Below are 23,175 nucleotides of genomic sequence, written 5' to 3' on the forward strand. Positions count from 1 at the left end.
GCTTGCGCCCCGCTCCTTTTCGGTTCCTCGCCGAGAGCCGGTCGCCGTGTCAGATGCCGATCTCGCCGCCGTCCTCGCGCGTGATCACGATCGTCGCCGAGCGCGGCCGGGCGCGGCCGCCGTCCGGCCAATGGCTGCCGAAGCGAGCTGTCGCGTAAGCGGGCCGCGTGGCCTCGCCCGGGTGCTGGATGTTGATGAACAACGCCCGCCCGTCCGGCGTCTCGGCGAGCCCGGTGATCTCGCACTCCTTCGGCCCGACGAGGAACCGACGCAGGTTCTCCTCGCCGAGCTGCGCGCCGACGTACGTGTTGACCGCCCTGCTCGAAACGCCGTCGCTGCTGACGATCGTGCGCGGTCCGCCGTCGCCGACACTTCCCGGCACTGCGGCAAGCAGCATGCAGTTCGTGACGTCCGTGTAAGCGCGGTCGTCGGTCCCGATCCACAGCACGCCGGTCGCCGGACTGAACCACAGGCCGTCGGGGCTCGAGAAGTCGTTCGCATCTGTGAGCCCGGAGATGTTCACCGCCCTCGCGTCCGCGCTCGCGCGCGCGCCGAACAGGAACACGTCCCACGTGAAGCTCGTCGCGCCCGCGTCGCCGCCGGCCTCGGCGAAGCGGACGACATGGCCGTTGGGATTGCCCTGCCGGTCCTGGCCGGTCGTCTTCCGATCGTTGTAGAAGCGCGGATTCGCGGCATCGAGCTCGGCCAGCGGACGGCTCGATGCGTTCGCTTTCGTCAGCGAAACATAGACTTCGCCATTCTTCGGATTCACCGCCGCCCACTCGGGCCGGTCCATCTTCGTCGCGCCGGCCGCGTCCGCAGCGAGCTGCGCGTGAACGACGACGTCGGCCTGGTCGGCGAACGGATACGGGGCGTTCGCCCTTGTGACGTTGCCGACGCCAAAGCGCAGCTCGATCCATTTGCCGCTGCCGTCGGCATCGAAGCGCGCGACATAGAGCCGGCCGTCGTCGAGGTACTTGTCCCCCGCGGCGAGCCCCCCGTCCGCGTCCACGGGGTTCCACGGCAGGTTCGACACGTACTTGTAGAGGTACTCGTCGCGTGAATCGCAGCCCATGTACCACACGAGCGGCGCGCCGGACTGCACCGGCCCGAGCCACGCGCCCTCGTGCGCGAAGCGCCCCAGCGCGGTGCGCTTCTTCGGTGTCGACGCGGGGGCGAACGGGTCGATCTCGACGACCCAGCCGTAGGTGTTCGTGGCGTTGCGATAGTCGTCGTTGCCGTCGTCGGATGCGCCGAGCTTCATCGCGTTCCAGCGCCCGTAGAGGTCGTCGGGCGTGTCCGGCGTCACCGTCGCCCACCGCTCGCGTCCATTGCCGCGCACGCCGTAGCGCGCGAACGCCGCGAGCTCTTTCGCGCTGCGGCGCGGGTCGTCGACCGCCGCGATGCGACGGAAGTAGCTCGCCCAGTTCTCCTCGCACGTCAGGTACGTGCCCCACGGCGTATGTCCGCTCGCGCAGTTGTTGACCGTGCCGCGCGTGCGGCTGCCGTCCGGCGCGTATTTTGTGACCATGTAGCGCGTCTTCGTCGCCGGCCCGGCGAGCGCCATGTCGGTCAGCGTGTGGATGCGGCGGTTGAAGCGCGAGTCCCGCTCGTAACGCCATTTCCCGCCCGCTTCGATAGTCTCGACGATGGCGACGCCGTGAGCGTAGAACTCGCGCAGCACTTCGCCGGCGTCGGTGCGCACGCCGTCGGCGACTGTCTGGCCGCGCGCGTGCAGGTACTCCGGCGTGATCGCTTCGTGATTCATGCACAGCAGCCCGCGCCGCGACTCGTCCCTGTGGTGCCGGCCGTTCGCGCCGAGCCCGAAGTAATGCATGCCGTCATGGTGGTCACCGGCGCGCAGCGCGAAGCTCGCGGGGTCGTCCTCGCCGTTGTTCAGGTATTCGCCAATGCTCGCCGCAAGCGGGTCGCCGAGGCGAAACAGGACGCTGTAGCGGTAGCCGTCGGGCAGCACGACGGCATCTTCGAGGCTTTTCGCGACGGGCGCGAAGCCAAGCCGCGCGGCGCGGCGGCCGGGAGCGGCGGCTCCCGGGACGGCGGGCGCAGCGAAAGCGTTCGGCAGACCGGCGCCCGCCAGCGTCAGCGCCGCGGCGCCGAGCGCGCTGCCGAGCAGTTGGCGACGCGACAGCCGCGCGTGCAGCACGGCGTCGAAGCTCGTGTTCCCGGAAGTGTTCGTCGATTCGTCGTCGCGGGACGGGGACAGGCGGGAATCGGTCATCGTGTAATCCTCGGCAGGGTTTCTTGTGTCGCGGGACTGTCCCCGCACGGTATGCGGCAATTGCTGAAGCTGCATGACAACGCAACGCCCGTTCCCCGCCGTGCCGGATCGACAGCGCCCATTTATAGATCATTTCGCTGCCCCGCAACAATCCGCTCCGTATAATCCCGGCTTCGCACGCCCAAGGACTCTGGCATGGATCTTCCCCTCTTCGTTATCGCGCTCATTCTCGGCATCGTCGAGGGGCTGACCGAATTCCTGCCGATCTCCTCCACCGGCCACCTGATCATCATCGGCGACCTGCTCGGCTACAACGACGCGACGAGCAAGGTGTTCAAGATCGTCATCCAGTTCGCCGCGATTCTCGCCGTGTGCTGGGACTATCGCGAACGGCTGGCACGCGTCGCGGCCGGCGTCGGCAGCGAACCCGCGGCGCAGCGCTTCGTCGGCCTGCTGTTCATCGGCTTCCTGCCGGCGGCGGTGCTCGGGCTGATGTTCCATTCGACGATCAAGAGCCTGCTGTTCAACCCGCTGACCGTCGCGACAGCGCTCGTCGTCGGCGGCGTGCTGATCCTCTGGCTCGAGCGCCGCGCGTACCATCCGCGCATCAACGCGGTCGACGAGATGCGCTGGGCCGATGCGCTGAAAGTGGGGTTCGCGCAGGCCGCGGCGATGATTCCGGGCACTTCGCGGTCCGGGGCGACGATCCTCGGCGGGCTCGTGTTCGGGCTGTCGCGCAAAGCCGCAGCGGAATTCTCGTTCTTCCTCTCGATTCCGACGATGTTCGCGGCGACCGTCTACGACCTGTACAAGAACCGCGACCTGCTCCACATGGGCGACTTGCCGGTGTTCGCGATCGGCTTCGTCGCGTCCTTTTTCGCGGCGATGTTCGCCGTCAAGGCTTTCATCCGCTTCATCTCGAACCACACTTTCATCGCCTTCGCGTGGTATCGCATCGTGTTCGGGCTGGTGGTGCTCGCGACGTGGCAGTTGGAGCTCGTCGAGTGGAGCGAACCCTAGCCGCGCCGCATCCCGCCGCGGGCGGCTAGACTGTCGCTTTCCGGCCGTCCCGAGAGGCTCCGATGATCATCTACCTGCACGGCTTCCGCTCTGCTCCGGCGTCGATCAAGGCGCAAGCGCTGCAGCGCCACATGGCGGCGAAAGGATTGGCGCACGCGTTCTGGTGCGAACAGCTGCCGGTGTCGCCGCGCGCGGCGATCGCGCTGGTCGAGGCGCAGATCGCGCACTGCCGCCGCGAACGGCCGGAGCTTCGTCCGACGCTGGTCGGCAGTTCACTCGGCGGCTTCTACGCAACCTGGCTCGCCGAGAAGCACGGGCTCGCGGCGGCGCTCGTAAACCCGGCCGTCGTTGCGCCGCTGTCACTCGAAGCCTGGGTCGGCCCGCAGACGAACCTCTACACCGGCGAACGCTTCGACTTCACGGCACGGCACATCGAGGAACTGCGCGCGCTCGACATCGCTGCGATCACGCGGCCCGAACGCTACTGGCTGCTCGTCGAAACCGGCGACGAAGTGCTCGACTACCGCGACGCGGTCGCGAAATACGCCGGCGCGCGGCAGACCGTGCTCGCCGGCGGCGACCACGGCTTCTCGCGCTGGAACGATTATCTGGACGCCCTGCTCGCGTTTGCGGGACTGCCATCATGAGCACGCCCGATTTCGACGCGCGCCGCTTCAAGTCGATCGAGCGGGCCGGCTTCAACCGCATCGCCGCCCGCTATGCCGACGGCGCCCACCTGCGTGCGGACCTTGCCGACGCGCTGCTCGGCGCCGCACGGCTTGCACCCGGCCAGCAGGTGCTCGACCTCGCCAGCGGCCCCGGCCTGCTCGCGCGCGCAGCCGCCCGCCAGGTCCAGCCCGGCGGCTGGGTGCTCGCAAGCGACATCGCCGAGGAGATGCTCGCCGAAGGCGCGCGGCGCACGCTCGGCGAAACTGCCGCAGCGGCGCTGCCCGCCGGCACGCCGGCCCTTTCGTTCGCCGCCGCCGACGCCGAACAGCTGTGCCTGCCGGACGCGAGCTTCGACTGCGTGCTCGCCGGCCTCGCGCTGTTCATGTTCCCGCACCCGGACCGCGCCCTGATCGAGATGCACCGCGTGCTGCGCCCGGGAGGTCGGGTCGCGCTGTCGACGTGGGGCGCGCGCGATGACGTCCCGCTGATCCGCTGCGCACAGGACTGCATCGCCCGCTTGCTGCCGGCGCCAAAAGTCGCCCGCCCGTCGGTGTTCCGCTTCGGCGACGCAGCGGTGCTCGAAGCGGCGCTCGAAGCGGCCGGGTTCGTCGACGTGCACATCGAGCCCTGCCGCTTCACATGTCATTTCGCCGACGCGGCGGCGTACTGGCAGACTTTCCTCGATCTCGCCGGCGGTGCCGCCGAAGCTCTCGCACGTCTGCCGCAAGCCACCCAGCACGCGTTGCGCGACGCCGTCTCCGCCGAGCTCGACGCACACCGCAGCGGCAGCGGATATTCGATCGATGCGCTCGCGCTCGTCGCCAGCGCGCAGCGTCCGGCAGAAGGAACTCTCGACGGGCAGGCTGCGACGAACAGCTGGTGATGGAACGGGACGAGGGTCGCGCCACGTCCTGCCCGGGACTTCGAGCCCGCTGCGACCGAATCCTTTAAACTGTCGGGCTTGCTCATTGATGGCGGTAGCCGATGTTTGTGCTGTTCGAAGAGGACGGGGCCTTCAAGGCCGGGACGGTTCTCGCTGATAACGACTCCTCGCTGCAGGTGGAGACCTCTCACGGCAAACGGATGAAGCTGAAAAGCAGCCACGTGCTGCTGCAGTTCCGCGAGCCCGCGCCGGGCGACCTGCTCGAACGCGCCGCGGCCGACGCCGAGGAACTGGACACCGGTTTTCTGTGGGAAGTGTGCGGCGACGGCGAGTTCGGCTTCCAGGACTTCGCCACCGAGTACCACGGCCACGCGCCGAACGCCGTCGAAGCCGCCGCCGTGCTGCTGCGCCTGCATTCGGCGCCGATCTATTTCCACCGCAAGGGGCGCGGGCGTTTCCGCAAGGCTCCCGCCGAGATCCTGCAGGCGGCCCTCGCCGGCCTGGAAAAGAAGCGCCAGCAGGCCGAAGCGATCGAGCGCATGCGCAGCGAACTCGTCGCAGGACGCATGCCAGCCGAACTCGCAAGCATGCTGCCGCAGCTGCTGTACCGCCCGGACCGCAACCGCGTCGAGACCAAGGCGTTCGAGGCGGCATGCGTCGACGCCGGCCTGTCGGCGCCGCGGCTGCTGCTCAAGTGCGGCGCGCTCGCGTCGAGCTACGATTTCCACTATCACCGCTTCCTGTTCGAATATTTCGAGGACGGCGTCGCGTTCCCGCCTTTCGACCCGCCGCACGAGCCGGCCGAGCTGGCGCGCGCTGATGTCGCGGCGTTCTCGATCGACGACGCGACGACGACCGAGATCGATGACGCATTCTCGGTGACGCCGCGCGAAGGCGGCGGCTGGCGCATCGGCATCCACATCGCCGCGCCGGCGCTCGGCTTCGCGCGCGGCTCGTCGCTCGACGCGATCGCGCGACGGCGCCTGTCGACGGTGTATATGCCGGGCAACAAGATCACGATGCTGCCCGACGCGGTCGTCGAGGACTTCACGCTCGGGGCCGGGCGCGAGTGTCCGGCGGTGTCGCTTTACCTCGACGTCACCGCGGCGCTCGCGATCGTCGGCCACGAGAGCCGCGTCGAGCGCGTGCCGATCGTCGCGAACCTGCGTCATCACGACATCGAGCCGCTCTTCAACGACCAGGTGTTGCACGAGCAGGCCGACGGCCCGGACTTCCAATGGAAGCGCGAGCTGAAGCTGCTGTGGGACCTCGCGACGGTCCTTGAGGCCGGGCGCGGCAAGGCCGAGGACAACCGCAACCAGGTCGACTTCAACTTCTACGTCGACTGGCAGACCGAGACTGCGGACGGCGCCGGCTACGTGACGATCTCGCAGCGCCGGCGCGGTTCGCCGCTCGACAAGCTGGTCGCCGAGATGATGATCCTCGCGAACGCGACCTGGGGAAAACTGCTCGACGAGGCCGGCATCCCGGGGCTGTACCGCGCGCAGAGCGGCGGCAAGGTGCGCATGACGACGGTCGCCGCGCCACACGACGGGCTCGGCGTCGATTGCTACGCGTGGTCGAGCTCGCCGCTGCGCCGCTACGTGGACATGGTCAACCAGTGGCAGATCATCTCGGTGCTGCGGGGCGAGCCGCCGGCGTTCGCGCCGAAGTCGGCGGACCTGATGGCGGCACTGCGCGACTTCGAACTTACCTACGCCGCGTATGCCGATTTCCAGCGTCAGATGGAGCGCTACTGGTGCCTGCGCTGGTTGCGCCAGCAGCCCGGCATCGCGGTCGATGGCAAGGTGCTGCGCGACAATCTCGTGCGCCTCGAGACGATTCCGCTGCTGCTGAAAGTGCCGTCGCTGCCGGTGCTGCTGCCGGGCACCCGCGTGCGCCTGACGATCGAGGACAGCGACGTGCTCGACGTCGATGTCCGCGCGCGCTACGTCGAGACGCTCGCCGAGCCGACTCCGGAAGAGGCCGCAGACGCCGCGCTGGAAAGCTGAGCCGGCTGCGCAATGTCGAGCCGTCCCCCCCTCCGCCGATCGACGCCTGCCGCGAGCGCCTTGCGCCTGCTGGCGAAGCTGACCGGCGGCGCGGGGCGGGACGCGCGCCGGCTGCAACTGGCGCTCGCCGTGTCGGTATTGCTGCATGCGCTGGTCCTGAGCATCAGTTTCACACTTCCGGTGCGCCCGCCGAACCGCGACCCGGGGCTCGAAGTCGTCCTCGTCAATGCCCGCCACGCGCGTGCGCCCGACAAGGCCGAGGCGCTTGCGCAGGCGAACGTCGACGGTGGCGGCAACAGCGACCGGCAAGCCAGGCCGAAGTCTCCGCTGCCGCCGCAGGAAGTCCACCGCGACGGCAACGCGCCCGTCGAAGCGAGAAAGCGCGTCGCGCCGCCCGCGCCGCTGCAGCGCAGCGTGCTGACGCAGCCGAAAGTCGCATCGACCATCTCCCGCCCCCCACCCCGCACCAGCGATGCCCCGCCGGCACTCGCCCCCACTCCGTCGGGGCTCGACCTGCTCAACAGCGCGGCCACGGTCGCGCGCCTGGAAGCGGAGATCGGCCGCCAGCTCGACGATTACGCCAAACGCCCGCGCAAGAAGTTCATCGGCGCGCGCACCAGGGAATACCGCTTCGCGCAGTACGTCGAGGACTGGCGCCACAAGATCGAGCGCGTCGGCACGCTGAACTACCCGGAAGCGGCGCGCGGGCGGTTATATGGCAGCCTGCTCCTGGTCGTCGCGATTCGTGCCGACGGCTCGATCGAGCGCGTCGAGATCCGGCGCTCGTCGGGCGAGCCGGTTCTCGACGAAGCGGCGAAACGCATTGTCCGGCTCGCCGCGCCGTTCGCGCCTTTCCCCGGCGACATCCGCAGCGACACCGACATCCTCGAGATCGCCCGCACCTGGACTTTCACCAACGCCGACAAGGTAACCGCGCAGTGACCATCGACCGCTACGCCGTCATCGGCAACCCGATTTCCCACAGCCGCTCGCCGGCGATCCACGCCGAGTTCGCGCGCCAGACCGGGCAGCAACTGTCCTACGAGGCGCTGCTCGCGCCGCTCGACGGCTTTCGCGACGCGGTCGAGCGCTTTCGCCGTGCCGGCGGCCGCGGCATGAACGTCACCGTGCCGTTCAAGCTCGAAGCGTTCGCGCTCACCGATCGCTGCGCGCCGCGTGCGAGCGCCGCCGGCGCCGTCAATACGCTCGCGTTCGGACCCGACGGCATTTTCGGCGACAACACCGACGGCGCCGGACTCATCCGCGACATTGTTCACAACCTCGATCGCCCGCTCGAAAGGCAGCGCGTCCTGTTGCTCGGTGCGGGCGGCGCGGCGCGCGGCGTGCTGCTGCCGCTGCTCGCCGCGCGCCCGGCATCGCTCACGCTCGCGAACCGCAGCGTCGACAAGGCCCATGCGCTGGCTGCGGCGTTCCGCAGCCACGCGCCGGACGTCGCGCTCGACGCGTGCAGCTTCGTCGACCTCGCCGGGCGGGTGTTCGATGTTGTCATCAACGCGACCGCCGCGAGTCTCGCCAACGAAGCGCCGCAGTTGCCTCCGGGGCTGTACGCGGCGAACGCGCTTGCATACGACATGATGTACGGGTGCGGCGACACGCCTTTCCTCGCCGCGGCGCGCAGCGACGGCGCCACCCAGCGGGCCGACGGCCTGGGCATGCTCGTCGAGCAGGCGGCGGAGAGCTTCCTGCTGTGGCGCGGCGTAAGGCCGGATACCGCTGCGGTGCTCGCCGCGCTGCGCCGTCAGCTCGACGGCGGATGAAAACCGCACTGCGCGGCGCCGGCCGGGTGCTGCTGGTGCTGGTCGCGCTGTTCGTGCTGTACCAGCTGTGGATTTTCACGCTCGTGCTGTGGTGGAGCCACTTCAATCCGTCGAGCACGAGTTTCATGGAGCTGCGCCTCGACGAGTTGCAGGCGAAGCGACCGGATGTCGAACTGCGGCACGAGTGGGTGCCGTACGACCGCATCTCGATCCACCTCAAGCGCGCCGTGATCACCGCCGAGGACGACACTTTCATCGACCACGACGGTTTCGACTGGGAAGGCATGCAGCGCGCGCTCGAGAAGAACCAGCGCAAGGGACGCGCCGTCGCCGGTGGCTCGACGATCAGCCAGCAGCTCGCGAAGAACCTGTTCCTGTCACCGTCGAAGAGCTACTTCCGCAAGGCCCAGGAGGCCCTCATCACGGTGATGATCGAAGCGGTGTGGAGCAAACGCCGCATCCTCGAGGTCTATCTCAACGTCGTCGAATGGGGCAACGGCATTTTCGGCTGCGAAGCCGCGGCGCGACGCTATTTCCGCGTCGCGGCAAGCCGCCTCGGCCCTGCCGAAGCCGCGCGCCTGGCGGTGATGCTGCCGAATCCGCGCCGCTACGAGAAGCAGTTCGGACCGCGCCTCGCAGCTCATGCCCGGAGGATCCGGTCGCGGATGGTTTACGCGACGGTGCCCTGAAACCGCCTTCCGGCGAACCGGCCGGCACGGGGGTCGAGGGCGTCGGTGACAAACTTTCGCCGCAGCGCAGCATTTTGTCGGATCCGGGGTCGCAAGGGCGGGTCGAAGTCCGTAGAATTCGCGCCTTACGCCCTGTCCATACCCGATTCCACACCCGCCCCGGAGGCGCCGATGAGCGCGCAAGACGAGCTCCACCCGGACGACATCCAGCAGCACCTGCGCGAAGTGCAGGCGCTGCTGTCGCGCCACAAGGTGGTGGAAGAACTCGTCCATCGGCAGGACATGCCGCGCCACGAGCTCGTCGAAAACCTCGTCCACAAGCAGCACCTCGCCGAGCTGCAGACTCGCCTCGACAAGCTCCACCCGGCCGACATCGCGTACATCCTCGAAGCGCTGCCGCCCGAGGACCGCCTGTTCGTCTGGGACCTCGTCAAGGCCGACCGCGACGGCGAAATCCTGCTGGAAGTATCGGACGCGGTGCGCGAGACGCTGATCGAGACGATGCGTCCCGACGAGCTCATCGCCGCGGCCGAGACGCTCGACGCCGACGAGCTCGCCGACCTCGCGCCCGACCTGCCGCCGGAAGTCATGCAGGACGTCTTCCAGGCGCTCGACAGCGAAGGCCGCGAACAGCTGCGCGCGGCGATGTCGTTCCCGGAAGACTCGGTCGGCGCGCTGATGGACTTCGACATGGTGACGGTGCGCGAAGACGTCACGCTCGAAGTCGTGCTGCGCTACCTGCGCCGCTTCGAAGAGCTGCCCGACCATACCGACAAGCTGTTCGTCGTCGACCGCGACGATCACCTGAAAGGCATCCTGACGCTCGAATCGCTGCTGATCAACGATCCGGAGATGACTGTCGCGTCGGTGATGCACCGCGAGAACGTCATCAGCTTCGAGCCCGACGACGAAGCCGACGACGCGGCGCAGGCGTTCGAGCGCTACGACCTCGTGTCGGCGCCGGTCATCGACCGCGAACGGCGCGTCATCGGCCGGCTGACGGTCGCCGACGTCGTCGATTTCATCCGCGAGGAATCCGAAGCCGAGATCCTCAGCCACGCCGGCCTGCGCGAGGAGGAAGACATCTTCGCGTCGGTGTGGGATTCGGTGAAGAACCGCTGGGCGTGGCTCGCGGTGAACCTCGTCACGGCGTTCATCGCGTCGCGCGTGATCGGCGCGTTCGAAAACTCGATCGAGAAGCTCGTCGCGCTCGCCGCGCTGATGCCGATCGTCGCCGGCATCGGCGGCAACTCGGGCAACCAGACGATCACGATGATCGTGCGCGCGATCGCGATGGGGCAGGTCGAGCAGTCGGCGATGCAGCGCCTGATGAAAAAAGAGATCGGCGTCGCGCTGTTCAACGGCGTCGTGTGGGGCGGGCTGCTCGGCGTGCTCGCGTGGTGGCTCTACGGCAGCGTGTCGCTCGGCGTCGTGATGACGGCCGCGATGACGCTGAACCTGCTGCTCGCCGCCGCCGCCGGCGTCGTGATCCCGATGTTGCGCATGCGCCTCGGCGCCGATCCGGCGATCGGCGGCTCGGTGATGATCACCGCACTGACCGACTCCGGCGGCTTCTTCATCTTCCTCGGGCTCGCGACGCTGTTCCTGCTGTGATCCCGGCCGAAGCCCTCGGGTTCAGCACCGTAGGGCGGAAAAGCGCAGCGCCTTCCGCCGGACGCAAGCCGGAAACAGGTGGCGGATAACGCCTTCGGCCCATCCGCCCTACGCGATTCGGGATGCCGGCCCCGCTCACCCCAGCCTCGCGAATACCTCGCGTGCCGCGGCGATCGTTTCGTCGATGTCGGCCGCGGTATGCGCCGCCGACACGAACCCCGCCTCGAACGCCGACGGCGCGAAGTAGTGGCCGGCGTCGAGCATCGCGTGGAAGAAGCGGTTGAAGGCGTCGCGATCGGATGCCATGACGTCGGCGAAGGACTTCGGCACGGCGGCGCTGAAATACACGCCGAACATGCCGCCGACCGAGTCGGCGCTGAACGTCACGCCGGCGTCGTTCGCCGCCGCGGCGAGCCCCGTGACGAGTTGCGTCGTGCGCGCGCCGAGGTTTTCGTAGAAACCGGGTTCGCGCAGCAATTTCAGCGACGCGAGGCCGGCTGCGACCGCGACCGGACTGCCCGACAGCGTGCCTGCCTGGTACACCGAACCGAGCGGCGCGATTTTCTCCATGATGTCGCGCCGGCCGCCGAAGGCGCCGACCGGCATGCCGCCGCCGATGACTTTGCCGAGTGTCGTGAGGTCCGGCATGATGCCGTAGAGCCCCTGCACACCTTGCGGGCCGACGCGAAAGCCCGTCATGACTTCGTCGAAGATCAGCACGACGCCGTATTCGGTGCACAGCCGGCGCAGCCCTTCGAGGAAGCCCGGCAGCGGCTTGACGAGGTTCATGTTGCCGGCGATCGCCTCGACGATGACTGCTGCGATCTCGCCACCGCGCGCGCGGAACGCGTCCTCGACCTGCTGCAGGTCGTTGTAGTCGAGCACGATCGTGTGCTTGGCGAAATCCGCCGGCACGCCGCCCGACGACGGGTTGCCGAACGTCAGCAGACCGGAGCCGGCCTTGACGAGCAGGCTGTCGGCGTGGCCGTGGTAGCAGCCTTCGAACTTGACGATCGCGTCGCGGCCGGTGAAGCCGCGCGCGAGCCGGATCGCGCTCATCGTCGCCTCGGTACCGGAGCTCACCAGCCGCACCATCTCGATCGACGGCATCAGCTCGCAGATCAGCTCCGCAATGTCGACTTCGGCTTCGGACGGCGCGCCGAACGACAGCCCGGCGAGCGCCGCCTCGCGCACCGCCTCGACGATCGCCGGGTGCGCGTGGCCCGCGATCGCCGGCCCCCACGAGCCGACGTAATCGACATAGGCCTTGCCGTCAGCGTCCCACACGCGCGCCCCTTCGGCCCGACTGATGAAGCGCGGCGTGCCGCCGACCGAGCGGAACGCGCGGACCGGCGAGTTGACACCGCCGGGGATGGACTTCTGGGCACGCTGGAAAAGGGTTTCGTTTCTGCTGGTCATGTCGATGGCAACCCGTGATGACATTTGAAGGGAAAAAAGCGGACGCCTCAGGCGTCGAACAGCGTGCGGTAGGCAGCGGCGCGCGCGCCCGGATCGGGGGCGTCGAAGACGTCGGAGACGACCGCGAGAAGACTCGCCCCGGCCGCGATCACTTGCGCCGCGTTGTCGAGCGTGATGCCGCCGATCGCGGCGAGCGGCACATCGAGTTCGCGCCGGCCGCGGACGAACAGCTCGAGCGGCGCGCGCACTGCGGCCGGTTTCGTCGCCGAGGGGAACACCGCGCCGAATGCGACGTAATCGGCGCCGGCCGCACATCCCGCGACCGCGCGCGGCCACTCGTTGTAGCAGGTGACGCCGAGAATCCGGCCCGGCCCGAGTGCGCGTCGCGCCGCGTCGAGATCGCCGTCCTCGCGGCCGAGGTGCACGCCGTCCGCGTCGGTCGCGAGCGCGAGCTCGAGGCTGTCGTTGACGATGAACGGCACGCCGGCCTCGCGGCACAGCGCCGCGATCTGCCGCGCCTGCCCGAGCCGCAGCGCGGCGTCCCGCTGCTTGCTGCGGTACTGCAGCAGCGCGGGCTGCCCTCTGAGCGCGCGCTCGACCTGCGCCACGAGCGTTGTCGTGTCGGGAGAGTCCGGGGTGATCAGGTACAGGCCGCGCAGGCGTGTGTCAGGCATCGTCGCGCTCCTCGGGCCGCGCCCAGAAGAAGCGGTCGGGAAGCGCCAGCCCCATCCCCGGCCGGTACGCGCCGGTGAGCGCCTGGAACGTGAACTCCTGCGCTTCGCGCACCGCCTCGGGAACTTCCATGCCGTGCGCCAGCGCAGCCGCGACCGCACCCGCGAGCGTCGCGCCGGCGCCGAGGAAACGCCCCGGCAGCCGCTCCCACGCATCAGTGCGCACGACGCCTCCTGCCCCCATCAGGATATTGACGACCTGCGGTCCCGGCTCGCCGGCTCCGGTCAGCAACACGTATTCGAGACCGAGTTCCAGCAGGTGCGCGACGGCATCCTCGAGCACGAGCTGCTCGTCGGTGTCGGCGTCGGTGTCGGCGTCGGTGTCGGCGTCCGCGTCGGCGTCCTCGAGGCTGGCGAGCGCGAGCCGCAGCACTTCGTGGCGGCTCGCGACGAGCACCGTCACCTGCGGCAGGACCAGTTCGGCCAGCGCCGCGAGCATCTCGTCTGCCGCGCCTTCGTCGCCCTCGGCGTACGACAGCGCAGGCTCCAGCACGAGCGGCAGATCGGGGTAGTCGGACAGGATTTCGGCGATCGCGGCGACGTTCTCGACGTTCCCGATCAGCCCCAGCTTGAACGCGTGCACCGGGATATCTTCGAGCACTGCGCGCGCCTGGGCGGCGACCGCGTCGGCATCGAGCGCGAAGAGCTCCTCGATGCCGCGCGTGTCGCGCACGGCGACTGCCGCGACGACCGTCAGCGGGTGGCAACCCATGCTCGCGAGCGTCAGGACATCGGACTGCAGGCCACCACCGCCCGTCGCGTCGCTGGTGGCAAAACAGAGCACGGAAGGCGGAACGTCGGGGGTACCGTAAGACATTTATTCAGGCTACCTGCTGTGGGGTACGCCGGCTGGTCTGGCGCGGCAGGGAAAATGCGGTAAGATGCGGCGGATTTTACAGCCAATTCGCGCCGAGCACGCCGCCAGATGGCCAACATGCAACACAGCACCTGGATGTGCCTGGTCTGCGGTTTCATCTATGACGAAGCCGTAGGACTGCCCGCCGAAGGTGTCCCGCCGGGCACCCGCTGGGAAGACCTTCCTCCGAACTGGACCTGCCCCGAGTGCGGAGCCCGCAAGGAAGACTTCGAGCCGGTCGAGTTCTGAAGCCTGCGGATGTCGCACATGTCGACCGGGCGGAAGGGCTGCAAGAACGAACCAGCGAGGATTGACGTCATGGATCTGACCGGAATCAGGGTGATGGTGATCGACGACAGCAACACCATCCGGCGCAGCGCCGAGATCTTTCTGACCCACTCGGGCTGCGAGGTGCTCCTCGCCGAGGACGGCTTCGATGCGCTGGCGAAAATCGCCGACCATCGCCCTCATGTCATTTTCGTCGACATCATGATGCCGCGTCTCGACGGCTACCAGACCTGCGCGCTGATCAAGAAGAACCCGCGGCTTTCGGCGACGCCGGTGATCATGCTGTCGTCGAAGGACGGGCTGTTCGACCGCGCCCGCGGCCGCATGGTCGGCTCGGACGAATATCTCACCAAGCCGTTCACGAAGGACAGCCTGCTCAAGGCGGCAGCTGCTCACGCCAGCCGCACCACAGACTGACCGCCACGGGAGCACCGGGACAAATGACGATCAAGAAAATCCTCGTGGTCGACGACTCGCCGACCGAACGCTTCGCCCTGACCGAGCTGCTGTCCGCGCGCGGCTACCAGGTGGTCACGGCCGAAAACGGCGAGGACGCGATCGCGAAGAGCAAGAGCGAAATGCCCGACCTCATCCTGATGGATGTCGTCATGCCCGGCATCAACGGCTACCAGGCGACGCGCATGATCGCGCGCAGCGAATCGACCCGCTCGATCCCGATCATCATCTGCACCAGCAAAGGCCTCGAGACCGACCGCATCTGGGGCATGCGCCAGGGCGCCCATGACTATCTCGTGAAGCCGGTCGACGGCGCCGAGCTGCTCGTCCGCATCCAGGCGCTGGGCTGAGGCGGATGGCGAAGCGACTGAGCCTGCGCGAGTTCCAGGAAGACCTCGTCCGCCGTTTTGCCGAAGCGCGCAGCGGCGACCGCCACGCGCTGCTGGGCGTGCGGGCCGGCGCGGAAAACTGGCTGATCGACCTGACCGACACCGGCGAGATCCTGCCGGTGCCGCCGCTCGCGCCGGTGCCGCTGACGTGCGAATGGTTCCGCGGCCTCGCGAACGTGCGCGGCACACTGTTCAGCGTCGTGGACTTTGCGGCTTTCCACGATGGCGCGCCGATCGATCCGGGCGGCGCGACCCGCCTGCTGCTGGTGGGCATGCGTCACAGCGTCAATTGCGCGCTGCTCGTCTCGCGCGCGATCGGCCTGCGCAGCCCCGACGACTTCCAGCCCGACCGGACCGCGGGCGACGACGCGCGGCCGTGGGTCCAGGGTCGCCTGCGCGATGCGCGGGAGCGTCTGTGGCTGAAGCTCGATCTCCCGCAACTCCTTGCGCATCGCAGTTTCCTGAACGCCGGCATCGACTGACGCAAACCTGTTTTTTCCCTGAACGACGATCCGAATTCGCGGAGCAAGAACATGGCCCTCAAGCTTCCAAAGCTGGACTTCACCATCGCCAGGACGGCTTACGTCGAGGACGCGCCGGCCGCGACCACGATCATGGAAGCGCCGCTGCGCCGTCCTGCGGCGAAGGAACGGAAGGCGCGGCCGCAAAAGCGCCCTCGCACCGCGTCCGAAAAGATCATCCTGCTGGGCATCGCCTTCGCGCTGACGACGATCGCGGGTCTCGGGCTGATCTTCCACCAGTTCCGCGAATCGGGGAACGCGACGACCTACATTTCCGTCGCCGGCGAAATGGAAACGCTGTCGCAACGGATCGCCAAGGCAGCGCAGCTGTCGCTGCAAGGCAACCCGCAGGCGTTCGTGGACCTGCGCAGCGGGACGAGCCGCTTCACCGAACTCCTCGACACGCTCGATCAGGGCGGCTCGATCGCCGGCAGGGAAATCCCGCCGGTGCCTGCCGTCGCGCAAGCCGGAATCGACGCGCTGCGCGCGGCGTGGAGCGAGACCGAGCGCAACATCGCCCGGTTGCTCGGCCAGGAGAAGATCCTTCTCACGCTGACCGACGCCATCACGACGCTCAACGAGGAGGATGAACAGCTGTTCCAGCAGGCGCGGCAGCTGGCGCAAGTCAAGCTGCAGACCAACGCTTCGAGCGCCGACATCGCCACGGCCAGCACCGTCGTGATGTTGACGCAACGCATCACGAAGAACGCGAACGCGTTGCTCGCCCCCAACGCGATCGAACCGCAGACCGCGACCGCGCTCGGCCAGGACGCGCACGCCCTCGTCGACCTCGTCGCCACGATCGCGCAGGCGACGACGGATCCCGCGGCACGCGCGCGCCTGCAGGGTTTCGAGGCGCACGCACAGGACACTCTCGGCGCGGTCACCCGCATCGTCGACAACATCGACGTCCTGGTACGGGCGAAACAGGCCGGTCGCTATATCTTCTATCAGGATTCCGAGGCACTGACGACTCATGTGCGCGCGCTGTCCGCCACCTTCGACGAAAGCGTCCGCGGCCTGACTCCGGCGACGCTCGGGATCGCCGTCGTCGCCCTGCTCGGCCTGGCGATCCTCGGCCTGATGGCGAAGATCAACAATGCGGAAATCGCTGCCCGCGGCGCCGAAGCCGAAGCGTTGCGCAAGAACGCCGAGGACGAACACAACCTTGCCCAGCAGGCGATCCTGCGACTGATGAACGAAATGGGCGAGCTCGCCGACGGCGACCTGACGGTGCGCACGACCGTTTCGGAGGACATCACCGGCGCGATCGCCGACTCGGTCAATTACACGATCGAGGAACTTTCGGTGCTGGTGCGGCGGATCAACGACGCTGCGGGCCGCGTCACCACCGCGACCGAAGCGGCGCAGAGCACGTCGAACGAATTGCTCGACGCGACCGGACGCCAGTCGCAGGAGATCCAGGAAGCGGGCGCAGCAGTGCAGCAGATGGCCCGCTCGATGACCGAATCGTCCGAACTCGCGTTGCGCTCGGCGCAGGTCGCGCGGCGCTCGCTCGACTCGGCGCGCAAAGGCGCCGGGGCGGTCGAGAACACGATTCGCGGCATGAACGACATCCGCGGCCAGATCCAGGAAACCTCGAAGCGCATCAAGCGGCTCGGCGAGTCGTCGCAGGAAATCGGCGAGATCGTCGAACTCATCTCGGATATCACCGAACAGACCAACGTCCTCGCGCTGAACGCGGCGATCCAGGCCGCCTCGGCCGGCGAAGCGGGACGCGGCTTCACCGTCGTCGCCGAAGAAGTGCAGCGCCTGGCCGAACGCTCGGGCGAAGCGACGAAGCAGATCGCGGCGATCGTGAAAACGATCCAGACCGACACCAAGGATGCGGTCGGCTCGATGGAAACGGCGACGCGCGACGTCGTCGAAGGGGCGCAGCTGTCCGACGCCGCGGGCCAGGCGCTGGCAGAGATCGGCGACGTGTCGACGGAAACGGCGCGCCTCATCGAACAGATTTCCGGCGACACGCAGCAGCAGGCCGCAGCCGCGACGCGCGTGGCCGAAGCGATGAAGGAGATCCTCGCAGTCACCGAGCAGACGGCGCGCGGCACGCAACAGACTGCCGTGTCGGTCGGCCAGCTTGCCGATCTTGCGGTCGAGCTCAAGGGCTCGGTGTCGGGCTTCAAGGTCTGACCCGCGGCATCGAAGGACGCCCATGAGCCACCCTGACGCCCTGGATCTCGGCCCGCTGGCGTGGGTCAAGACCGAAATCGACCACGCGCTCGCGCGTGCCGACGAATCCCTCGAGCAAGCGCTCGGCGCCTCGGCGGCCGCCGCCTGCGTCCAGTTTGCACAGACTCATCTCCACCAGGCATGCGGCGCGCTGTCGATCGTCGGCCTCGACGGGCTGAGCCAGTTCGCGTCTTCGCTCGACCAGCTGCTGGGCGTGCTCGCGCGCGCCGAGCGGCCGATCGACGCTGCAACGGTGGAGCTTGCGCGCCGTGCGCTGGCGACGATCGGCAACTATCTCGAAGAGCTCGTGCACGGCACACCGGACCAGCCGCTGCGCCTCCTGTCGCTGTACGAGGAAATCGGCGCCGCGCGGAGTGGCGGGCCGCTGTCACCCGCGGAACTGTTTTTCCCCGATCTCTCGCTGCGTCCTGCGCGGCGCGGCACGGCGCCGGCCGGATTGAACGAGGACGTCCGCCAGCAACAGCTGCGCGCCCACCGTGCGCTGTTCCAGCGTGGCCTGCTGCAATGGTTGCGCACCCCTGCGGATGCCGCTGGTCCGCACACGATGCTCGCAGCGGTCAGCGAGATCGAAGCGCTGCATACCGGCACGCCGGTCGGTGTGCTGTGGTATGCCGCACAGGCTTTTCTCGAAACGCTGATCCATCAGGACCTGCCGGCACGGCCGGAAATCAAGCGCCTGTGCTCGCAGCTCGATGCCCAGCTCAAGCGCCTGTCCGACATCCCCGTCGTCGTCCCCGACCGCCTGGTGCGCGAGCTGCTGTACTGGACCAGCCAGGCGCCGGCACGCACCGACCACCAGAAGGACGTGCGTGCGACCTGGCAACTCGACGCGCTGCTTCCGCAACCCGGCGCGACAGTCAGCGCAGCTCCGCTCGCGGCGCTGCTGAAGACCCTGCAGGGGCTGATGAGCGCGGCGAAACAGGCCTGGGACGGCTTCGCGGAAGGCCAGGCAGTGGAGCTGCCGCGCTTCGACGCGCATCTCGCCGAGCTCGCCGCACAAGCCTCCCGGCTCGGCCGGCCGGCGCTCGACCGGCTGCTTCGTGGCATCGTCGAGTTCATCGCATGGCTGCGCAAAGACCCGCTGCACTGCAACGACGCGATTGCGCTGGAAATCGCGACCGCGCTGCTGCTGTGCGAAGCGGGGCTCGAACGCGGCGCTCCCGCGGCGGGATTTTCCGCGCACGTCGATGCCACAGTGGCGCGTCTGGAAGCGCTCGCGCGAGGCGAGCCGGTCGCCGCTGTCGAGCGTTCGCCGGCGGTCGAGACGGCACGGCGCGCGCAAGAGCGCGACGCGCTCGGGCAGCTTTCGCGTGAAATCCTGTCGAGCCTTGCACAGGTCGAGCAGGTTCTCGACGACTTTTTCCGCAACGAGCAGAAACGCGCGCCGCTGGCGAGCCTCGCAAAGCCGCTCAGGCAGATCGGCGGCGCGCTCGCGCTGGTCGGCGATGCGCCGGCCGTCGCCCTCGTCGACACCGCTGCCGACACGATCGCCCGCCTTGCAGACGCCGGGCAAAGCCTCGATCACGGCGAACACGAACGACTCGCGCGGCGACTGTCGGCGCTGGGTTTTTACATCGAAGCCCTGCAGCACGGCCCCGCGCAACTCGAACGCTTCCTCGATCCGCAGGACGTCGAAGACACGCCGGTCCCGGCCTCTGCGTCCGCCACGCAGGCAGCAGAACCGCCTCCGGCACCGCCCGCCGCCGCGGCCGCCGAACTCGATGCCGAACTGCTCGCGATCTTCATCGAGGAAGCCCACGAAGTCCTGGCGACGATCGGCGAACGCCTCGACCTGTCGTGCCGCGATGCCGACGTGCCCGAGCATCTCGTCGCGATCCGCCGCGGTTTCCACACGCTCAAGGGCAGCGGCCGCATGGTCGGCCTGCACGACCTCGGCGAGACTGCGTGGGAAATCGAACAGACGCTGAACCGCTGGCTGCAGCTCGAGTGGACGGCGTCAGGGGCTCTTCATCGGCTGATCGACGCGGCCCGCGCGACGTTGCTGGAATGGGTGCACGATCTCGAAGCCGGCCGGATCCAGGCGCGGGATGTCACGGCACTGGTCGCCGAGGCGCAGCGGCTGCGCAGCGACGAGAGCGCGATCGAAGCTTCGCCACCTGCCGAGCCCCAAGCGATCTCCGAGCCGCAGGCGATCTCCGAGCCGCAGGCGATCTCCGAGCCGCAGGCGATCTCCGAGCGACCGGCGATCACCGAGTCACCGGCTGAAATCACCCTGCCGGAAAACGAACCGCCGCCGCTGTTCCCCGGGGGTTCCGCCGAATCCGAAGCGCTTCCCGCCTGCGCGCCGCTCGACGAGGCCACCGCCGACGCCTTCGCACCGTTCACGTCTTTCGACGACGACGACCTCCTCGCCGGCCTCGAAATCGAGAGCTCGGTCTTCGATTTCGGCGACCTTCCCGCAAGCGATCCCGAAACGATCTTGTTGCCGTTCGAACCGGAGGTGTCCGACCTTGCGCCGGACGCGTCGTTCGAAGCTGCTGCCGAGGCGTCCGAGACCCGCAACCCGGCCGCACTGCCTCCGGCTGCGGAGCGGGAAGTCGTCCACATCGGCGCGGCGGAAATCAGCCAGCCGCTCTATGACCTCTACATTGGCGAAGCGCGTCAGCACCTCACCGTCCTGCACGCCGAGCTCGCGCGACTGGACGCCAATCCGACGCTGATACCGGCGGAGGAAGCGCTTCGCGCTGCCCATACGCTGGCCGGCATCTCGGGCACCACGCGGCTGATGCCGCTGCACGAGCTCGCACGCGGACTCGAGCACGCGCTCGAGCGCCTGCGCGACACCGCCCAGGCGCCCACGGCCGAACAGACCGCGCTGCTGAAGTCCGCGAACGACACGCTCGACGCGATGCTTGCCGAAGTCGTCGCGCACCGCATGCCGCTCGCAGTGCCGGAGCTCGTCGAGCAGCTCGACGGCGTCGGCCACGAGACACCGCTGGAAACCGGAATCGAGGCGGCGCCGGGCGTCCGGGGTGACGCAAGCCACGACAACATCATCGCCGTGCGGCCAGTCGAGCCCGGGATCGTGCCGTCCCGGCCGGGCGCTCCGGTCCAGGACGAACTCGACGCGCAGCTGCTGCCGGTTTTTCTCGACGAAGCCGCGGAGCTGCTCGGCGAGCTGCACGCGGCGCTGCGCCAGTGGGGCACCGACGCCGCGGTCGATGCCGCGCAAGCCACGGCACGACTGCTGCACACGCTGAAAGGCAGCGCGCGCATGGCCGGCGCGATGACGCTCGGACAGCACGTCCACCACCTCGAGTCGCAGCTCGTGGCGGCGCTCGACGGCGGACAGGAGCCGGCCAGCGGGCTGATCGACGAACTGACTGCCGGGCTCGATCAGGCCGAACAGATGATCGACGCGATCGCCGGCGGCGACTCTGCACAACCGGCGCCTGCACCGGACAACGCGGCGCCGGCAACGCCAGCCGAGCCGGAAGGGGCGAGCGCTGCCGCGACCTTGCGCGTGCGCGCAGATGCGGTCGATCGCTTCGTCAACCAGGCGGGCGAAATCGGCATCACCCGCACGCGCGTCACCGGCGAGTTGCGCACACTGCGCCGCTCGCTGCTCGACCTGACCGAAAACGTCATCCGCCTGCGCAACCAGCTACGCGAAGTCGAGCTCCAGGCCGACGTGCAGATGCAGTCCCGCCTCGCGCGCAGCGACGCTCACGACGGCGAGTTCGACCCGCTCGAGATGGACCGCTACACGCGGCTGCAGGAACTCACGCGGATGATGGCCGAGAGCGTCGGCGACGTGACGACCGTCCAGCAGAGCCTGCTGCGCAACCTCGACGGCGCGGAGCTGGCGCTCAACAGCCAGGCACGCCTGTCGCGCGACCTGCAGCAGGCGCTGATGCAGGTGAGGATGGTGCCGTTCGACAGCCTCGCCGACCGGCTCTACCGGGTCGTGCGCCAGAGCGCAAAGGAACTGGGCAAGCGCGCTGACCTCGACTTGCGCGGCGGGCGCATCGAGATCGACCGCAGCGTGCTCGAACATCTGGTCGCGCCGCTCGAGCACCTGCTGCGCAACGCCGTCGCGCACGGCATCGAACATCCCGACGCGCGGCGCGCTGCCGGCAAAGGCGAAATCGGCCAGATCACACTGAGCGTGAGCCAGGAAGGCAACGAAATCGCGATCACGCTCGCCGATGACGGCGGCGGCCTCGACTACGGGCGCATCGCCGCACGAGCGCGCGCGACCGGCCTGCTCGGCGCCGACGAGGCGGCCGACGAGTGGCGCCTGACGAACCTGATTTTCATCCCGGGGTTTTCGACTGCCGACAGCGTGTCGCCGCTCGCCGGCCGTGGCGTCGGCATGGACGTCGTGAAGTCCGAGACCGCGGCAGCGGGCGGTCGCATCGACGTCCATGCCGAAGTCGGCCGCGGCACCGAGTTCCGCATCCATCTGCCACTCACGCTCGCGGTCACGCAGGCGTTGCTGGTCCGCGCCGGCAGCCGGACTTACGCGATCCCGTCGAGCATGATTGTGCAAGTGCTCGAACTCAAGGTCGAGCCGCTCGACGCGCTGCGCCGCGAAGGCGGCACCGAGTGGCAGGACCGGCACTTCGCGTACCGCTATCTTCCGCAGCTGCTCGGCGAGCGCTTCACCCAGCCGCCCGAGCAGCGCTTCAACTGGGTCCTGCTGCTGCGCGTCGGCGCGCAGACGCTCGCGCTGCATGTCGATGCGCTGCGCGGCAACCAGGAGATCGTCGTCAAGAACGCCGGCCCGCAGCTGGCACGCATCGTCGGCATTTCCGGCGCGACAGTGCTCGGCGACGGCGAGATCGTGCTGATCCTGAACCCCGTCGCCCTCGCGAGCCGCCGCGTCGCCGAAGCCGCCACCAGCACCGCGAACGCCGGCGGCAAAGCGCCGGAACCGCTGGAGCCGTTCGAGGTGGTGCCGGTCCGCGCTCCCACCGTGATGGTCGTCGACGATTCGCTCACCGTGCGCAAGATCACCGGCCGCCTGCTGGAACGCGAAGGCTACCGGGTCGTCGTGGCCAAGGACGGCGTCGAGGCACTGGAGCGGCTGCTCGAAGCGGTGCCGGACGCGATCCTGTCGGACATCGAGATGCCGCGCATGGACGGCTTCGACCTGCTGCGCAACATCCGCGCCCACGAGCGCACACGCGACGTGCCGGTGATCATGATCACGTCGCGGCTCGCCGACAAACACCGCGAGTACGCCGGACGCCTCGGCGCGAACCACTATCTCGGCAAGCCGTACGACGAGAACGAGCTGCTCGGACTGCTGCGCAGCCACACTGGGCGAGCCGCCGTGTCGGCCTGACGACCCGTGCGGAGAAAACGGCGGCCTGGGAGCGTGAGTTGCTACACGGGAGTCGCCACGAGGACGCTGCGGCGAAAAATCCCTTC

At 68.6% G+C, this 23,175-nt stretch carries 18 protein-coding genes; 14 read left to right on the forward strand and 4 right to left on the reverse strand.

Annotated elements, in window-relative coordinates:
• Nucleotides 1-49 precede the first annotated feature (49 nt).
• Nucleotides 50-2,239 (reverse strand): PhoX family protein, encoded by a 2,190-nt coding sequence (locus EBN1_RS04795; RefSeq protein ID WP_011236781.1) that lies wholly within the window; start codon nt 2,237-2,239, stop codon nt 50-52.
• Between the two features lie 195 nt (nt 2,240-2,434).
• On the opposite strand from EBN1_RS04795, the gene EBN1_RS04800 reads away from it, so the two are divergent.
• The 8 genes from EBN1_RS04800 to mgtE all read left to right on the forward strand — a co-directional run bounded on the left by EBN1_RS04800 (nt 2,435) and on the right by mgtE (nt 10,904).
• Nucleotides 2,435-3,259 (forward strand): undecaprenyl-diphosphate phosphatase, encoded by an 825-nt coding sequence (locus EBN1_RS04800; RefSeq protein WP_011236782.1) that lies wholly within the window; start codon nt 2,435-2,437, stop codon nt 3,257-3,259.
• A 62-nt stretch (nt 3,260-3,321) separates the two neighbouring features.
• On the forward strand, nt 3,322-3,906 hold the full coding sequence (locus tag EBN1_RS04805; RefSeq protein WP_011236783.1) for a YqiA/YcfP family alpha/beta fold hydrolase: 585 nt from the start codon (nt 3,322-3,324) through the stop codon (nt 3,904-3,906).
• Nucleotides 3,903-4,811 (forward strand): methyltransferase domain-containing protein, encoded by a 909-nt coding sequence (locus EBN1_RS04810; protein ID WP_011236784.1) that lies wholly within the window; start codon nt 3,903-3,905, stop codon nt 4,809-4,811. Before EBN1_RS04805 ends, EBN1_RS04810 begins: the two co-directional genes overlap by 4 nt.
• Nucleotides 4,812-4,912: 101 nt before the next feature.
• Complete coding sequence (locus tag EBN1_RS04815) at nt 4,913-6,823, forward strand: ribonuclease catalytic domain-containing protein (protein WP_011236785.1); 1,911 nt, start codon at nt 4,913-4,915, stop codon at nt 6,821-6,823.
• A 12-nt stretch (nt 6,824-6,835) separates the two neighbouring features.
• Nucleotides 6,836-7,765, forward strand: a complete 930-nt coding sequence (locus tag EBN1_RS04820; protein ID WP_011236786.1) for an energy transducer TonB — start codon at nt 6,836-6,838, stop codon at nt 7,763-7,765.
• A gap of 2 nt (nt 7,766-7,767) precedes the next feature.
• Nucleotides 7,768-8,601 (forward strand): shikimate dehydrogenase, encoded by an 834-nt coding sequence (gene aroE, locus EBN1_RS04825; protein ID WP_041646938.1) that lies wholly within the window; start codon nt 7,768-7,770, stop codon nt 8,599-8,601.
• On the forward strand, nt 8,598-9,290 hold the full coding sequence (gene mtgA / locus EBN1_RS04830) for a monofunctional biosynthetic peptidoglycan transglycosylase (protein WP_041645811.1): 693 nt from the start codon (nt 8,598-8,600) through the stop codon (nt 9,288-9,290). Before aroE ends, mtgA begins: the two co-directional genes overlap by 4 nt.
• A gap of 171 nt (nt 9,291-9,461) precedes the next feature.
• Nucleotides 9,462-10,904 (forward strand): magnesium transporter, encoded by a 1,443-nt coding sequence (gene mgtE, locus EBN1_RS04835; RefSeq protein WP_041645814.1) that lies wholly within the window; start codon nt 9,462-9,464, stop codon nt 10,902-10,904.
• Between the two features lie 135 nt (nt 10,905-11,039).
• Here the strand turns inward: mgtE and hemL are convergent, their stop codons facing one another.
• The 3 genes from hemL to thiD are packed head-to-tail and all read right to left on the reverse strand — an operon-like array spanning nt 11,040 to nt 13,871.
• Complete coding sequence (gene hemL, locus EBN1_RS04840; protein ID WP_011236790.1) at nt 11,040-12,323, reverse strand: glutamate-1-semialdehyde 2,1-aminomutase; 1,284 nt, start codon at nt 12,321-12,323, stop codon at nt 11,040-11,042.
• 47 nt (nt 12,324-12,370) lie between these two features.
• The gene (thiE, locus tag EBN1_RS04845; protein ID WP_011236791.1) at nt 12,371-12,997 is read right to left on the reverse strand and encodes a thiamine phosphate synthase; all 627 of its coding nucleotides are present in this window, start codon (nt 12,995-12,997) and stop codon (nt 12,371-12,373) included.
• On the reverse strand, nt 12,990-13,871 hold the full coding sequence (gene thiD / locus EBN1_RS04850; protein WP_011236792.1) for a bifunctional hydroxymethylpyrimidine kinase/phosphomethylpyrimidine kinase: 882 nt from the start codon (nt 13,869-13,871) through the stop codon (nt 12,990-12,992). Before thiD ends, thiE begins: the two co-directional genes overlap by 8 nt.
• A gap of 135 nt (nt 13,872-14,006) precedes the next feature.
• On the opposite strand from thiD, the gene EBN1_RS04855 reads away from it, so the two are divergent.
• From EBN1_RS04855 to EBN1_RS04880, 6 genes are all read left to right on the forward strand, one after another.
• A complete protein-coding gene (locus EBN1_RS04855) occupies nt 14,007-14,159 on the forward strand; it encodes a rubredoxin (protein WP_197531876.1) in 153 nt (50 codons plus the stop codon).
• A 69-nt stretch (nt 14,160-14,228) separates the two neighbouring features.
• Nucleotides 14,229-14,615, forward strand: coding sequence for a response regulator (locus EBN1_RS04860; protein WP_011236794.1), 387 nt, complete (start codon nt 14,229-14,231; stop codon nt 14,613-14,615).
• Between the two features lie 23 nt (nt 14,616-14,638).
• Nucleotides 14,639-15,004, forward strand: coding sequence for a response regulator (locus EBN1_RS04865; RefSeq protein WP_011236795.1), 366 nt, complete (start codon nt 14,639-14,641; stop codon nt 15,002-15,004).
• A 5-nt stretch (nt 15,005-15,009) separates the two neighbouring features.
• Entirely contained in the window at nt 15,010-15,525 is a 516-nt protein-coding gene (locus EBN1_RS04870; RefSeq protein ID WP_011236796.1) for a chemotaxis protein CheW, read from the forward strand.
• A 51-nt stretch (nt 15,526-15,576) separates the two neighbouring features.
• Nucleotides 15,577-17,718: a methyl-accepting chemotaxis protein gene (locus tag EBN1_RS04875; RefSeq protein WP_011236797.1), complete on the forward strand. Its 2,142-nt coding sequence runs from the start codon at nt 15,577-15,579 to the stop codon at nt 17,716-17,718.
• Between the two features lie 22 nt (nt 17,719-17,740).
• Nucleotides 17,741-23,089 (forward strand): hybrid sensor histidine kinase/response regulator, encoded by a 5,349-nt coding sequence (locus tag EBN1_RS04880; protein WP_011236798.1) that lies wholly within the window; start codon nt 17,741-17,743, stop codon nt 23,087-23,089.
• The last annotated feature ends 86 nt before the right edge of the window (nt 23,090-23,175 follow it).

The organism is Aromatoleum aromaticum EbN1, assembly GCF_000025965.1.
In the GTDB taxonomy this organism is placed as follows: domain Bacteria; phylum Pseudomonadota; class Gammaproteobacteria; order Burkholderiales; family Rhodocyclaceae; genus Aromatoleum; species Aromatoleum aromaticum.